At 70.7% G+C, this 13,806-nt stretch carries 12 protein-coding genes; 7 read left to right on the plus strand and 5 right to left on the minus strand.

Going from position 1 to position 13,806, the window contains the following annotated elements; translation table 11 throughout:
- The 6 genes from tal (at window position 1) to OG899_RS03015 (ending at window position 6,923) form a co-directional block, all read left to right on the plus strand.
- Window positions 1-1,170, plus strand: coding sequence for a transaldolase (gene tal / locus OG899_RS02990; protein WP_125498436.1), 1,170 nt, complete (start codon window positions 1-3; stop codon window positions 1,168-1,170).
- 89 nt (window positions 1,171-1,259) lie between these two features.
- Window positions 1,260-2,864: a glucose-6-phosphate dehydrogenase gene (zwf, locus tag OG899_RS02995; RefSeq protein ID WP_125498468.1), complete on the plus strand. Its 1,605-nt coding sequence runs from the start codon at window positions 1,260-1,262 to the stop codon at window positions 2,862-2,864.
- Window positions 2,861-3,787, plus strand: coding sequence for a glucose-6-phosphate dehydrogenase assembly protein OpcA (opcA, locus tag OG899_RS03000; RefSeq protein ID WP_125498437.1), 927 nt, complete (start codon window positions 2,861-2,863; stop codon window positions 3,785-3,787). Before zwf ends, opcA begins: the two co-directional genes overlap by 4 nt.
- Before the next feature lies 1 nt (window position 3,788).
- Window positions 3,789-5,429, plus strand: a complete 1,641-nt coding sequence (gene pgi / locus OG899_RS03005) for a glucose-6-phosphate isomerase (protein ID WP_125498438.1) — start codon at window positions 3,789-3,791, stop codon at window positions 5,427-5,429.
- A gap of 15 nt (window positions 5,430-5,444) precedes the next feature.
- Entirely contained in the window at window positions 5,445-6,323 is an 879-nt protein-coding gene (gene gnd, locus OG899_RS03010; protein ID WP_125498469.1) for a phosphogluconate dehydrogenase (NAD(+)-dependent, decarboxylating), read from the plus strand.
- A gap of 6 nt (window positions 6,324-6,329) precedes the next feature.
- Window positions 6,330-6,923, plus strand: coding sequence for a histidine phosphatase family protein (locus OG899_RS03015; RefSeq protein ID WP_125498439.1), 594 nt, complete (start codon window positions 6,330-6,332; stop codon window positions 6,921-6,923).
- A gap of 112 nt (window positions 6,924-7,035) precedes the next feature.
- On the opposite strand, the gene OG899_RS03020 is transcribed toward OG899_RS03015, so the two are convergent.
- Entirely contained in the window at window positions 7,036-7,503 is a 468-nt protein-coding gene (locus OG899_RS03020) for a PPOX class F420-dependent oxidoreductase (RefSeq protein ID WP_125498440.1), read from the minus strand.
- Between the two features lie 366 nt (window positions 7,504-7,869).
- Between OG899_RS03020 and OG899_RS03025 the strand changes: the two genes are divergently transcribed.
- Window positions 7,870-8,691, plus strand: a complete 822-nt coding sequence (locus OG899_RS03025) for an SAM-dependent methyltransferase (RefSeq protein ID WP_125498441.1) — start codon at window positions 7,870-7,872, stop codon at window positions 8,689-8,691.
- 63 nt (window positions 8,692-8,754) lie between these two features.
- On the opposite strand, the gene OG899_RS03030 is transcribed toward OG899_RS03025, so the two are convergent.
- The 4 genes from OG899_RS03030 to OG899_RS03045 are packed head-to-tail and all read right to left on the minus strand — an operon-like array spanning window position 8,755 to window position 13,334.
- Window positions 8,755-10,113, minus strand: a complete 1,359-nt coding sequence (locus tag OG899_RS03030; RefSeq protein ID WP_125498442.1) for a GH1 family beta-glucosidase — start codon at window positions 10,111-10,113, stop codon at window positions 8,755-8,757.
- 44 nt (window positions 10,114-10,157) lie between these two features.
- Complete coding sequence (locus OG899_RS03035; RefSeq protein ID WP_125498443.1) at window positions 10,158-11,021, minus strand: carbohydrate ABC transporter permease; 864 nt, start codon at window positions 11,019-11,021, stop codon at window positions 10,158-10,160.
- Window positions 11,014-12,012 carry a carbohydrate ABC transporter permease gene (locus OG899_RS03040; RefSeq protein WP_406310892.1) on the minus strand — a complete coding sequence of 333 codons (999 nt, stop codon included), beginning with the start codon at window positions 12,010-12,012 and terminating at the stop codon, window positions 11,014-11,016. The genes OG899_RS03035 and OG899_RS03040 overlap by 8 nt, the downstream gene beginning before the upstream one ends.
- A 5-nt stretch (window positions 12,013-12,017) precedes the next feature.
- Window positions 12,018-13,334 (minus strand): ABC transporter substrate-binding protein, encoded by a 1,317-nt coding sequence (locus OG899_RS03045; protein ID WP_168132257.1) that lies wholly within the window; start codon window positions 13,332-13,334, stop codon window positions 12,018-12,020.
- Between the last annotated feature and the right edge of the window lie 472 nt (window positions 13,335-13,806).

Here is a 13,806-nt window from a genome sequence, read left to right on the forward strand (position 1 = left end):
ATGATCACTGTGACCGAAGCAACCACGACCGCCGGAGCGCTGGGGCGCCTGGCCGACCAGGGCGTGTCGATCTGGCTGGACGACCTCTCCCGCCGCCGCATCGACTCGGGCAACCTCGCCGAGCTGGTCGAGACGAAGCACGTCGTGGGTGTGACCACCAACCCGTCGATCTTCCAGGCCGCCATCGGCTCCGGCGAGGGCTACGAGGAGCAGCTCGCCGACCTGGCGGTGCGCGGGGTCACGGTCGACGAGGCCGTCCGCATGATGACCACCGCCGATGTGCGCGCCGCCGCGGACGTGCTGCGCCCGGTGTACGAGGCGAGCGGCGGCACGGACGGCCGGGTGTCCATCGAGGTGGACCCGCGTCTGGCGCACGACACCGTGGCCACGATCGCCGAGGCCAAGCAGCTGGCCTGGCTGGTGGACCGCCCCAACGTCATGATCAAGATCCCGGCCACCCGGGCGGGCCTGCCGGCCATCACCGAGGTGCTGGCGGCGGGTATCAGTGTCAACGTGACGCTGATCTTCTCCCTGGAGCGCTACCGCGAGGTGATGGACGCCTACCTCGCCGGCCTGGAGAAGGCGCGCGCGGCCGGCCTGGACCTGTCCGGCATCCACTCCGTGGCCTCGTTCTTCGTCTCCCGGGTCGACACCGAGATCGACAAGCGGCTGACCGCGCTCGGCACCGAGGAGGCCCTGGCGATCAAGGGCCGGGCGGCGCTGGCGAACGCCCGGCTGGCCTACGAGGCGTACGAGCAGGTGTTCGGTTCTGTGAACGGTGGGACGGCGCCCGGTGAGCGGTTCGCGCGGCTCGCGGCGGCCGGCGCCCGTCCGCAGCGCCCGCTGTGGGCGTCGACCGGCGTGAAGGATCCCGCCTACAAGGACACCCTGTACGTGGACGGGCTGGTCGCGCCCGGCACGGTGAACACCATGCCGGAAGCCACGCTGAACGCCACCGCCGACCACGGTGAGATCACCGGGGACACGGTGACCGGCGGCTACGAGCAGGCCCGCACCGACCTGGCGGCTCTCGAGCGGCTGGGGATCTCCTACGACGAGGTCGTCCAGCAGCTGGAGGACGAAGGCCTCGCCAAGTTCGACAAGGCCTGGCAGGACCTGCTGGACGCGGTCACGAAGGCCATGGACAGCAAGGGAGTTGACGCGGAATGAGCAACAAGCCCGAACGGGCGGCGCAGGACGCGGCCGCCGGCCCGTCCCCGGACGCCGCCGTGGGCTCCGAGGAGCCGAGCCCCAAGGCCATGCAGGCCTCGACGCAGGCGCACAAGAAGGCCGAGGCCGCTGCCGCGTCCGCCGAGGTCCGGGTGCCGGTGGCTCCGGCCGCCGGCTGGGTGAATCCGCTGCGCGACCCCTCCGACCGCCGGCTGCCGCGCATCGCGGGGCCGTCGGGCCTGGTGATCTTCGGTGTCACCGGTGACCTGTCCCGCAAGAAGCTGATGCCGGCCGTGTACGACCTGGCGAACCGGGGTCTGCTGCCGCCGGGCTTCTCCCTGGTCGGCTTCGCGCGCCGCGACTGGGAGAACCAGGACTTCGCCCAGGTGGTGTACGAGGCGGTCAAGGAGCACGCCCGTACGCCGTTCCGCGAGGAGGTCTGGCAGCAGCTGAGCGAGGGCATGCGGTTCGTGCCCGGCGACTTCGACGACGACACCGCGTTCAAGCAGCTCAAGGACGCTGTCGAGGAGCTGGACGCCTCCCGCGGCACGGGCGGCAACTTCGCCTTCTACCTGTCGGTGCCGCCGCGCTTCTTCCCCAAGGTCGTGCAGCAGCTGAAGAAGCACGGCCTGGCGCAGGCCCCGGAGGGCTCCTGGCGGCGCGCGGTCATCGAGAAGCCGTTCGGTCACGACCTGGCCAGCGCCCGCGAGCTGAACCGGATCGTGCACGAGGTGTTCGACCCGGAGCAGGTCTTCCGCATCGACCACTACCTGGGCAAGGAGACCGTCCAGAACATCCTGGCGCTGCGCTTCGCCAACCAGATGTTCGAGCCGGTGTGGAACCGGTCGTACGTCGACCATGTGCAGATCACCATGGCCGAGGACATCGGCATCGGCGGCCGGGCCGGCTACTACGACGGCATCGGCGCCGCCCGGGACGTGATCCAGAACCACCTGCTGCAGCTGATGGCGCTCACCGCGATGGAGGAGCCCATCGCCTTCGACGCCGAGGCGCTGCTGACCGAGAAGCTGAAGGTGCTCAAGTCGGTGCGGCTGCCGCAGGACCTGGGCGCCCACACGGTGCGCGCCCAGTACGCCGAGGGCTGGCAGGGCGGCGAGAAGGTCCCCGGCTATCTGCAGGAGACGGGGATCGACCCGGCGTCCCGGACCGACACCTACGCGGCGATCAAGCTGGAGATCGACAACCGCCGCTGGGCGGGTGTGCCGTTCTACCTGCGCACCGGCAAGCGGCTCGGCCGCCGGGTCACCGAGATCGCGGTGGTGTTCAAGCGGGCACCGCACTCCCCGTTCGACTCCACCTCCACCGAGGAGCTGGGCGAGAACGCGGTCGTCATCCGCGTCCAGCCGGACGAGGGCATGACGGTCCGCTTCGGCTCCAAGGTGCCGGGCACCTCGATGGAGATCCGGGACGTGACGATGGACTTCGCCTACGGCGAGTCCTTCACCGAGTCCAGCCCGGAGGCGTACGAGCGCCTGATCCTGGACGTCCTGCTGGGTGACGCCAACCTGTTCCCGCGTCACCAGGAAGTGGAAGAGTCCTGGAAGATCCTCGACCCGATCGAGCGGTTCTGGGACGCCAACGGCCGTCCCGCCCGGTACGCGGCCGGGACGTGGGGTCCGCGGGAAGCCGACGAGATGCTCGCACGAGACGGACGGAGCTGGCGCAGGCCATGAAGATCGACCTCACCGACACCACGGCAAGCAAGATCAACAAGGCGCTGGTCGAGGGCCGCCGCGCCATCGGCACCCCCGCCGTGGGCATGGTCCTGACCCTCGTCATCGTCACCGACGAGGAGAACGCCTACGACTCGATCAAGGCGGCCCAGGACGCCTCGCACGAGCACCCCTCCCGCACCCTGGTGGTGATCAAGCGGCAGGCGCGCACCCTGCGGGACCGCACCCACTCGCGGCTGGACGCGGAGGTGCTGGTCGGATCGGAGGCCGGCACCGGCGAGACGGTCGTGCTGCGCACCTACGGCGACGTCTCCGAGCACGCCGACTCGGTGGTGCTGCCGCTGCTGCTGCCGGACGCGCCGGTCGTCGTCTGGTGGCCGGTGGACGCCCCCGACAACCCGTCCGAGGACCCGCTGGGCGCCCTGGCCCAGCGCCGCATCACCGACCTGTACGCCTACGAGCACCCGCTTCAGGTCCTGCAGACCCGGGCCCGCACCTACGCCCCCGGCGACACCGACCTGGCCTGGACCCGGCTGACGCTGTGGCGGTCCACCCTGGCCGCCGCGCTCGACCAGGCCCGGATGGAGGTGACCTCCGCGGCCGTGGAGGCCGAGCCGGACAACCCCAGTGCGGAACTGCTGGCCCGCTGGCTGGAGGCGCGCCTGCACGTCTCGGTCGACCGGCGGCCCAGCCCGGGCCCGTTCGTGACCGCCGTGCGCCTGGGCACCGCGGCCGGCGAGATCGTCGTCGACCGGCCCGCCGGCCCGCTGGCGACCCTGACCCTGCCGGGGCAGCCCTCGCGTACGCTCGCGCTGAAGGTGCGCCCCACCTCCGAACTCATCGCCGAGGAGCTGCGCCGCCTCGACGCCGACGAGATGTATGCCGTCGCCCTGCGCGGCGAGCCCGTCAAGGAGACCGTCTGACATGTCCGACACCCCCAAGCTCACCCAGCGGCCGGAGTGGATCGCGCTGGAGGAGCACCGCTCCCGGCCGCAGCCGCACCTGCGTGAGCTGTTCGCGGCGGACCCCTCCCGCGCCGAGCGCTACACGGTGCGCGTCGGCGACCTGTACATCGACTACTCCAAGAACCTGGTCACCGACGAGACCCTGCGGCTGCTGCGCGATCTGGCCGCGGCGACCGACGTGTTCGGCCTGCGGGACGCGATGTTCCGCGGCGAGAAGATCAACATCACCGAGAACCGGGCCGTGCTGCACACCGCGCTGCGCGCCCCGCGGGACGCGGTGATCGAGGTCGACGGCGAGAACGTCGTGCCCAAGGTGCACGCCGTGCTGGACAAGATGAGCGACTTCGCGCAGCGGGTGCGGTCCGGCGAGTGGACCGGCCACACCGGCAAGCGCATCAAGAACGTCGTCAACATCGGCATCGGCGGCTCCGACCTGGGACCGGCCATGGCCTACGAGGCGCTGCGGGCCTTCACCGACCGGGATCTGACGGTGCGGTTCGTCTCCAACGTCGACGGCGCCGACCTGCACGAGGCCACCCGTGACCTGGACCCGGCCGAGACGCTGTTCATCGTGGCGTCGAAGACCTTCACCACGATCGAGACGATCACCAACGCCACCTCGGCGCGGTCCTGGCTGCTGGCCGGGCTCGGCGGCGACGAGGCGGCCGTGGCGAAGCACTTCGTGGCCCTGTCGACGAACGCGGAGAAGGTCACCGAGTTCGGCATCGACACCGCGAACATGTTCGAGTTCTGGGACTGGGTCGGCGGCCGCTACTCGTACGACTCCGCCATCGGCCTGTCCCTGATGATCGCCATCGGTCCGGACCGTTTCCGGGAGATGCTCGACGGCTTCCGTCTGGTCGACGAGCACTTCCGCACCGCTCCCGCCGAGGCCAACGCACCGCTGATCCTGGGTCTGCTGGGCATCTGGTACGGCAACTTCCACGACGCCCAGACCCACGCGGTGCTCCCCTACAGCCACTACCTGTCGCGGTTCACCGCCTATCTGCAGCAGCTGGACATGGAGTCCAACGGCAAGTCCGTGCAGCGCGAGGGCGACCCGGTTCAGTGGCAGACCGGTCCGGTCGTGTGGGGCACGCCGGGCACCAACGGCCAGCACGCCTACTACCAGCTCATCCACCAGGGCACCAAGCTGATCCCGGCGGACTTCATCGGGTTCGCGCGCCCCGTGGCCGAGCTGAGCGACACCCTCAAAGCGCAGCACGACCTGCTCATGGCGAACTTCTTCGCCCAGACGCAGGCGCTCGCCTTCGGCAAGTCCGCCGAGGAGGTGCGGGCCGAGGGGGTCGCCGAGGAGCAGGTGACGCACCGCACCTTCCACGGCAACCACCCCACCACCACGATCCTGGCGACCGAGCTGACCCCGTCGGTGCTCGGCCAGCTGATCGCGCTGTACGAGCACAAGGTGTTCGTCCAGGGCGCCGTCTGGAACATCGACTCCTTCGACCAGTGGGGTGTCGAACTGGGCAAGGTCCTGGCCAAGCGCGTCGAGCCCGCCCTCACCGAGGGCGCCGAGGTGCCCGGCCTGGATCCCTCCACCGCCGCCCTCGTGGCCGCCTACCGCACCCTGAGGAAGTGAGCTGACATGGCAGCGATGCAGATGGGCCTGATCGGCCTGGGCAAGATGGGCGGCAACATGCGCACCCGTCTGCGCAACGCCGGCCACACCGTCATCGGCTACGACCGCAATCCCGAACTGAGCGACGTGCCCAGCATGGTGGACCTGGTCGACCAGCTCGACCAGCCCCGCGTGGTGTGGGTCATGGTCCCGGCCGGCGGCCCCACCCAGCACGTCATCGACCAGCTGTCCACCCTGCTCAAGCCCGGCGACCTCGTCGTGGACGGCGGCAACTCCCGCTGGACCGACGACGTCAAGCACGCCAAGCAGCTGCACGCCCGCGGCATCGGCTTCGTCGACGCGGGTGTCTCCGGCGGCGTGTGGGGCCTGGAGAACGGCTACGCGCTCATGGTGGGCGGCGACAAGGAGCACGTCGAGCGGCTCCAGCCCATCTTCGACGCGCTCAAGCCGGAGGGCCCCTACGGCTTCGTCCACGCCGGCAAGGTCGGCGCGGGCCACTTCGCGAAGATGGTCCACAACGGCATCGAGTACGCGATGATGCAGGCCTACGCCGAGGGCTGGGAGCTGCTGGAGAAGGTCGACAGCGTCGACAACGTCCGGGAGATCTTCCGCTCCTGGCAGCGCGGCACCGTCATCCGCTCCTGGCTGCTCGACCTCGCGGTCAACGCCCTCGACGAGGACGAGCACCTGGAGAAGCTGCGCGGTTACGCGGAGGACTCCGGCGAGGGCCGGTGGACCGTGGAGGCCGCCATCGAGAACGCCGTGCCGCTGCCCGCGATCACCGCCTCGCTGTTCGCGCGCTTCTCCTCCCGCCAGGAGGACTCGCCGCAGATGAAGATGGTCGCGGCCCTGCGCAACCAGTTCGGCGGCCACGCGGTCGAGAAGAAGGGCTGACCGGCCATGGGGGACGTGCTGCTGGTCCGCCACGGCGAGACGCGGTGGAGCCTGTCGGGCCAGCACACCAGCTACACCGACCTTCCGTTGACCCCGCACGGCGAGGAACAGGCCAAGTCGCTCGCTCCCCTGCTGTCGCGGCGCACCTTCGCCGCGGTGCGCACCAGTCCGCTCGCGCGGGCGGTGCGCACCGCGGAGCTGGCGGGTCTGTCCGGCGCGGTGCCGGACGAGGATCTGCACGAGTGGGACTACGGCGGCTACGAAGGTGTGAGCACGGCCGACATCCACCGGGACCGGCCCGGCTGGGACCTGTGGACCGACGGGGTGCCGCCCGGGCCCGAGGGGCATCCGGGCGAGTCGGCCGAGCAGGTCGGGCGGCGCGCCGACCGGGTGCTCGCCCGGGTCCGCGCGGATCTCGCCCGGGGCGACGGCGATGTGGTCCTGGTGGCCCACGCCCACTTCCTGCGGGTGCTCACCGCCCGCTGGCTGGGCCTGCCCCCGGTCGAGGGGCGGCTGTTCCGGCTGGAGACGGGCACGGTCAGCCGGCTGTCCACGGAGCACGACCGGCCGGTGATCGCGGAGTGGAACACCCGTCCGTAGCCCTGTTCCCGACCGGTTCCCGCGGCCCGGATCACCACGGCGGTGGTCCGGGCCGCGGCGTGCCGGTGCCGCGTCGCCGTGCGGCGGCCGGCCACGGCCGGAGCGGACGGGGTCAGCTGTGCTCGCCGGGCACGTGCGTGATGCCGTACACCCGGTCGACGTGCAGCCGCAGCACGAGGCGCCGTTCGCGGACCTGGGCGGCGCGGAAGTCGTCCCAGTCCGGGTGCTCGCCGAGCGCGGCTCGGTAGAGGCCGATCAGTTCCTCCACCGTCGCGTCGTGCGGGTCCGCCGCGACCGGGGTCAGCTCGGCGGTGCCCTCGGCGACCGTGTAGGCGCGCCGGTCGGCGGAGGTGACGTGGTAGGAGGCGCGGGGGTCGCGGCGCACATTGCGGGTCTTGGCGCGGTCGTCGGTGACGGAGATCCGGATGACGCGCCGCTGAGGGTCGAAGACGTGGACGACGTTCGACAGCTGGGGCCGGCCGTCCTTCTTGAGGGTGACCAGCACGCCGTCGTGCCCCTGGGCGAGGAGGGCGAGCAGGGCGTCGTCGGACGCGGAGGCCGAAGATGTGTCCTGGGTCATACCGTCGTCAACCGGAACGCCGTGCGCGCCCATTCCCGGCCCGTCCCCGGTCCGCGGCGCCCTCTCCGACCGGCCGCCCAGGATCGCCGGGGCCGCGTGCCCCGACGGTTCAACTCCCGGAAAACACAAGGCTGTCGCTCTCGACGGCCGACGTCCATTACGGTGATCTCCGGCCCATGTGCCGCTGCCCAGCCGTCGCGTCCGGCGCCCACAGCGCCCCGAGGAGGTCCCGTGCCGAGCGCCCCCGCCGAGCCCCGGGCCACCGGTGCCCCGGGCCGGGCCGTGCGCCGCTCCGGGCGGGCCGCCCGCGGCTCGGCAGCCTGTCACGCTCTCACCACAGTGGACACAGGACGGAGCCAGGCATCCATGACCTCCCCCGGCAGCGGCGGCAGCCGCATCCGCCCCGACGGCATCGACACGACCAGGCCGCACCCGGCCCGTATGTACGACTACTTCCTCGGTGGGAAGGACAACTACGAGGTCGACCAGGTGGCGGCCGAGAAGGTCATCGCCAAGGCCCCCGAGGTGCGGGAGGGGGTGCGGGCCAACCGGGACTTCCTGCTCCGCGCGGTGCGGCATGTGGTCGGCGAGTACGGCATCCGGCAGATCCTCGACGTGGGCACGGGCCTGCCGACGGAGCCCAACGTCCACCAGGTCGCGCACGCGATCGCCCCCGAGACCCGGGTCGTCTACGTCGACAACGACCCGATCGTCAGCACGCACTCGATGGCGCTGCTGGACGGCACGGACCACACCTCCGTGGTCCTGGCGGATCTGCGGCAGCCACAGGAGCTGCTCGCTCATCCGGAGGTGCGCCGGCTCATCGACTTCGACCGACCGGTGGCGCTGCTGCTGGTCGCGGTGGTGCACTTCCTCGCCGACTCCGACGACCCGGACGGCATCGTCGCCACGCTGCGCGACGCCCTGCCCGCCGGGTCCTGCCTGGTGCTGTCGCACGGCACGGGTGATGTCCACGAGGACGGACGCGCGGACGCGGCCGCCGTCTACAACGAGGCGACCGCCCCCTTGGTCCTCCGCTCCCACGAGCGGATCACACAGTTCTTCGGTGACTTCACGCTGGTGGACCCGGGCCTGGTCCCGGTGACCCACTGGCGGCCCGAGGTGCCGCTGCGGCCCGACGCCCCGGCGATCGGGATGTACGGCGGGGTGGCCCGCAAGGCCGGCTGAGGCCGGCCGGCTGGTGCCCCGGTGGGCGCGGGAGTTCCCGCCGCCGCGCCCACCGGGGAGTCCTCAGGCGGCCGGTGCGGTCGCCTCCCGGTGTGCGCGCACGATCTCCGCGTACCGGTGACCGCTGCCCTTGACGGTGCGGGTCTGGGTGGCGTAGTCGACGTGGACCAGGCCGAACCGCTTGTCGTAGCCGTACGCCCACTCGAAGTTGTCCAGCAGGGACCAGGCGAAGTAGCCGGCCAGCGGAGCGCCCTGGCGGACGGCCGAGGCGCAGGCGGCGACGTGCTGCTCCAGGTAGTGCCGGCGTTCGGGGTCGTCGATCGTGCCGTCGGGGCGGACGGTGTCCGTGAACGCCGAGCCGTTCTCGGTGACGTACAGCTTGCGGGCGCCGTACTCGCGGGCCAGGCGCAGCAGCAGGGTCTCGATGCCGGTGGCGTCGATCTCCCAGTCCATCGCGGTGCGGGGCACGCCCTCGCGGCGCACGGCGCGGGCGCGGGGAGCGGGGCCGTCGGGGTCGTCGGCGATGCAGGCCGGGAAGTAGTAGTTGAGGCCGAGCCAGTCCAGGGGTGCGGCGATGGTGTCCAGGTCGCCGGGCCGCTCGGGCAGGTCGACGCCGTACACCTCGCGCATGTCGGCGGGGAAGCCCCGGCCGTGCACCGGGTCCAGCCACCAGCGGTTGACGTGCCCGTCCTGCCGGCGGGCCGCCGCCACGTCCTCGGGACGGTCGGTGGCGGGACGGACCGGGGAGAGGTTGACGACGAGCCCCACCTCGGCGTCGGGGACGGCGGCGCGGATCGCCTGGACGCCCAGGCCGTGCCCGAGCAGCAGGTGGTAGGAGGCGCGGACGGCGGCGGTCAGGTCGGTCAGACCGGGGGCCATCTTGCCCTCCAGGTGGCCGATCCAGGCCGAGCACAGCGGCTCGTTGAGGGTGGCCCAGTGGGTCACCCGGTCGCCGAGGCGCTCGGCGACGACCGAGGCGTAGTGCGCGAACGCCTCCGCGGTGGCGCGTTCCGGCCAGCCGCCCCGGTCCTGCAGCACCTGCGGCAGGTCCCAGTGGTAGAGGGTGACGAACGGGGTGATGCCGGCGTCCAGCAGGGCGTCGATCAGCCGGTCGTAGAAGTCCAGCCCCTTGGCGTTGACCTGGCCGTCGCCGTCGGGCAGGACCCGCGGCCAGGCGACGGACAGCCGGTAGGCGTTGGTGCCGAGGCGGCGCATCAGGTCGACGTCCTCGCGCCAGCGGTGGTAGTGGTCGCAGGCGACGTCGCCGGTGTCGCCGTTGTCGGTCTTGCCGGGGGTGTGGGAGAAGGTGTCCCAGATGGACGGCGAGCGGCCGTCCTCGGCGACGGCACCCTCGATCTGGTAGGCGGAGGTTGCCGTGCCCCACAGGAAGTCGTGCGGGAACGCGGCGAGGTCGATGGTCACGAAGGTCCCTTCACATGTCGTGGCGGAGGCGGGCCCCTCGCCGGTCACTTCACGGCTCCCGCCGTCAGTCCGGCGACGAGGTAGCGCTGCAGCAGCAGGAAGCCGGCGACCACGGGCACGCTGACGACCAGCGAGGCGGCCATGATCTGGTTCCAGTAGACGTCGTTGAGGGTGGAGTAGCCCTGCAGGCCGACGGCGAGCGTCCGGGTGGTGTCGTTGGTCATGACGGAGGCGAAGAGCACCTCGCCCCAGGCGGTCATGAACGCGTAGACGGCGACGGCGACGATGCCGGGGATCGCGGCCGGCACGACCACCCGGAACAGGGCGCCGAGCGGTCCGCAGCCGTCCACGAGGGCGGCCTCGTCCAGGTCGCGCGGCACCGAGTCGAAGTAGCCGATCAGCATCCAGATGGAGAACGGCAGGGTGAAGGTGAGATACGTCAGGATGAGCCCGCCGCGGGAGCCGAACAGGGCGATGCCGGTGGCGTTGCCGATGTTGACGTACAGCAGGAACAGGGGCAGCAGGAAGAGGATGCCCGGGAACATCTGGGTGGACAGCACGGTGACGGTGAACACCCGTTTGCCGCGGAAGGAGTAGCGGCTGACCGCGTAGGAGGCGAACACCGCGACGACCACCGAGCCGGCCGTGGCCGCGCCCGCCACGATCAGCGAGTTCACGAAGTACTGGGCGAGCGGGACCGTGGACCAGATGTCGATGTACGGGCGGATCGTCAGCCCGCTGGGCAGCCAGCGGAACGTGCCCGACACGTCCTGCAGGGGTTTGAGCGAGCTGGACACCATCACGTACACCGGCACCAGGACGAAGCCGGAGAGCAGAGTGAGGAAGATCCGCCGGGTCCACAGGAAGGAACGTGGCGGCGCCATCGGCGAGCGGTAGGTGTCAGACATCGGCACTCCTGCGTCCGCGTGAGGTGACGGCCAGGTACACGCCCGTGACGACCAGCAGGAACAGCAGCAACAGCACGGACATCGCCGAGCCGGTGCCGAAGTCCCAGCTGACGAAGGACGCCTGGTAGATGTGGACCGAGATCAGGTCCGCGGCCTGCGGCGCGGCCTTGCCGAACATCACGTACGGGGTGTTGAAGTCGTTGAACGTCCACAGGAACAGCACCAGGACGAGGACCTGGTTGACCGGGCGCAGCGACGGCAGGGTGATCTGGCGGATCTGCTGCCACATCCCGGCGCCGTCCAGGGCGGCCGCCTCGTACAGCTCGCGGGGGATGTTCTGCAGGCCGGCCATGACGATGAGGAAGGCGAACGGCCAGCCCTTCCACACCGACACCGTCAGCAGCGCCCAGAAGCTGTTGTCGCCGATCAGCCAGAACGACGGCTCGTCGGTCAGGTGCAGCTGGTCGTGCAGGACGTGGTTCACCAGGCCGTTGTCGTGCTGGAACATGAACACCCAGGTGATGACGGCCGCGTAGACCGGCAGCGCGTAGGGCACCAGGAACAGGGTGCGCAGCAGGCCGCGGCCGCGGAAGCCGTCCTGCAGGCAGATCGCGGCGGCGGTGCCGATCAGCCAGCACAGGGCGACCGACAGCAGGGTGAAGCCGACGGTGACGACGAAGGAGTGCAGGAGGGCCTCGCCGACCGGGGCGTCGAAGTCCACCGCGATGCGGTAGTTGTCGAAGCCCGACCAGGGTGCGGCGGTCCAGTTGCGGATGTAGAACTGCGTGATCTCCTTCAGGCTCATCACCGCGCCGATCACCATCGGCACCAGGTGGACCAGCAGTTCCAGGACGAGCGCGGGCAGGAGCAGCAGATACGGCAGCCAGGCGCGCCCGGCCCGCCCGGGGCGGCCGGGCCGCCCACGGCGCGGGCCGGCCGCCCCGGAGGACTTCTGTATGGCCGGCAGGCCGGCGTCCACGGTGGTCGTCATGGTGTTCACTTCGCCGGCATCTGCTGCTGAGCCTTGAGGAGCTTCGCCTTGACCGACTCGGTGGTCACCGCGCGGCCGGCGGCGGCGTCGGCGAACAGCTCCTTCACGGCCGTTCCGACGGTCGTCTCGAACTGCGACTCGGACGGCACCTGGGGCAGCGCGGCGGCGCTGGTCGCCAGGGTGTTCTTCAGCACGGCGGTCTCCGGGGTGTTGAACGCGGGGTCCGCCTGCGCGCTCTTGACCGGCGGAATGGAGCTGAACGCCTTGTTGAGGATCTTCTGCTCCTCGTCGCTGGTCAGGAACTTCACGAACTGCTTGGCGCCGTCCAGGTTGTGGGTGTTGTTGAAGACGGCGACGTTGACGCCGGCGACCATGGAGTTGATCCGGGTGCCGGATCCCGGGGTGCCGGACTGCACGGGCACCGGCGCGACCCCGTAGTCGTCCGGGTTCATGCCCTGGGACTTGAGGTTGGCGGAGGCCGTCTGCCACAGCAGCATGGCGGTGCGGCCCTTGGCGAAGTCGCTCACCGACTGGTTCTGCGCGTACTCGGCGTTGCCCGGCGGGACGACCTTGTCCTCGGCCATCAGGTCGACGTACTGCTTGACCGCCGCGACCACCTTGTCGGAGGTGAAGTCGGGCTTGCCGTCGGCGGTGAAGAAGTCGGCGCCGTGCTGCTTGGCGAAGACGAAGACGTGGTGGACGTTCTCGTTGAGGCTGGCGCCCTCGGCGCCGAGCGCCTGCTTGCCCTGGGCCTGGATCTTCTTGCCGTCGGCGATCAGCTCGGCCCAGGTGGCCGGCGGCTCGGAGATGCCCGCCTCGGCGAAGATCTTCTTGTTGTAGTAGAGCCCGTACGCCATGGAGTACAGCGGGACGGCGGCCGGGTCCTTGCCCGGGGCGCCGGTGGAGCCGAGCGCGGAGTCGACGAAGCGGTCCTTGCCGCCGATCGCGGCGAAGTTCTTCTCGTCCCACGGCAGCAGCGCGCCGGTGGCCTGCAGCGAGGCGCTCCAGGTGTTGCCGATGTTGAGCACGTCCGGTCCCTGGCCGGAGGTGGTGGCGGTGAGGATCCGGTTCAGCAGGTCGTTCCAGGGCACCACCTCCAGCTTCACCTTGATCCCGGTCTGCTTCTCGAACTTGTCGAGTTCGGGCTGCAGGACCTTCTTGTCGATCTCGATGCCGGCGCCCTGGTTGGAGGCCCAGTACGTCAGGGTCTTGGGCGAGTCGTTCGACCCGCCGCCCGTCGGCGTCCCGCCCCCGCAGGCCGAAACCGTCAGGGCGAGAGACAGGGTGACGGCGCCTACGGCCGCGGCTCGGATGCTGCGCATGGCTCCTGGTGTCCCTTTCCGGGAGTCGAGAACCCTGAGGGGCGACCGGCGTCGACGCGACTTCGCTCCCCGTTCGACTTCCTAAGCCGCCTCATGGCTTAATTTAGGACGTGAGTTAAACCCGGCCGGATGGGTCCGTCAAGGGATCCGGCAACGACATCCGCGCACCGGGGCGGCCCGACGGGACGCCGCGCCCCGCCCCACGGCCCCCGCATCCACCCCTTGACCAGCGGCAAACGCCCCAGCTCCGCACATTGCAACGGTTGGATATCGACGCCGCCCGACGGCCCCCTGGGCACCGTCACGCCCGAAGAAGCGTGCCTGTCCGGCCAGTTGACGAACCCCCCGTCACCCCGCGCACCAGACACCGACTGCGTCGCACCCCTTGACGCTCCGTTCACCCACGTGAAGCATTCACCCGCGAGAGAGCGCTCTCGGATCCCCCCATCGTTCACTTCCTGAAGACCAGGAG

This window comes from Streptomyces thermoviolaceus (genome assembly GCF_045209695.1).
Lineage (GTDB): Bacteria > Actinomycetota > Actinomycetes > Streptomycetales > Streptomycetaceae > Streptomyces > Streptomyces thermoviolaceus.

What these genes read in the sequence shown, in the direction of transcription:
- tal (WP_125498436.1), top strand. Translation starts at nt 1, where the DNA reads ATGATCACTGTGACCGAAGCAACCACGACCGCCGGAGCGCTGGGGCGC.
- zwf (WP_125498468.1), top strand. Translation starts at nt 1,260, where the DNA reads ATGCAGGCCTCGACGCAGGCGCACAAGAAGGCCGAGGCCGCTGCCGCG.
- opcA (WP_125498437.1), top strand. Translation starts at nt 2,861, where the DNA reads ATGAAGATCGACCTCACCGACACCACGGCAAGCAAGATCAACAAGGCG.
- pgi (WP_125498438.1), top strand. Translation starts at nt 3,789, where the DNA reads ATGTCCGACACCCCCAAGCTCACCCAGCGGCCGGAGTGGATCGCGCTG.
- gnd (WP_125498469.1), top strand. Translation starts at nt 5,445, where the DNA reads ATGCAGATGGGCCTGATCGGCCTGGGCAAGATGGGCGGCAACATGCGC.
- OG899_RS03015 (WP_125498439.1), top strand. Translation starts at nt 6,330, where the DNA reads ATGGGGGACGTGCTGCTGGTCCGCCACGGCGAGACGCGGTGGAGCCTG.
- OG899_RS03020 (WP_125498440.1), bottom strand. Translation starts at nt 7,503, where the DNA reads ATGACCCAGGACACATCTTCGGCCTCCGCGTCCGACGACGCCCTGCTC.
- OG899_RS03025 (WP_125498441.1), top strand. Translation starts at nt 7,870, where the DNA reads ATGACCTCCCCCGGCAGCGGCGGCAGCCGCATCCGCCCCGACGGCATC.
- OG899_RS03035 (WP_125498443.1), bottom strand. Translation starts at nt 11,021, where the DNA reads ATGTCTGACACCTACCGCTCGCCGATGGCGCCGCCACGTTCCTTCCTG.
- OG899_RS03040 (WP_406310892.1), bottom strand. Translation starts at nt 12,012, where the DNA reads ATGACGACCACCGTGGACGCCGGCCTGCCGGCCATACAGAAGTCCTCC.
- OG899_RS03045 (WP_168132257.1), bottom strand. Translation starts at nt 13,334, where the DNA reads ATGCGCAGCATCCGAGCCGCGGCCGTAGGCGCCGTCACCCTGTCTCTC.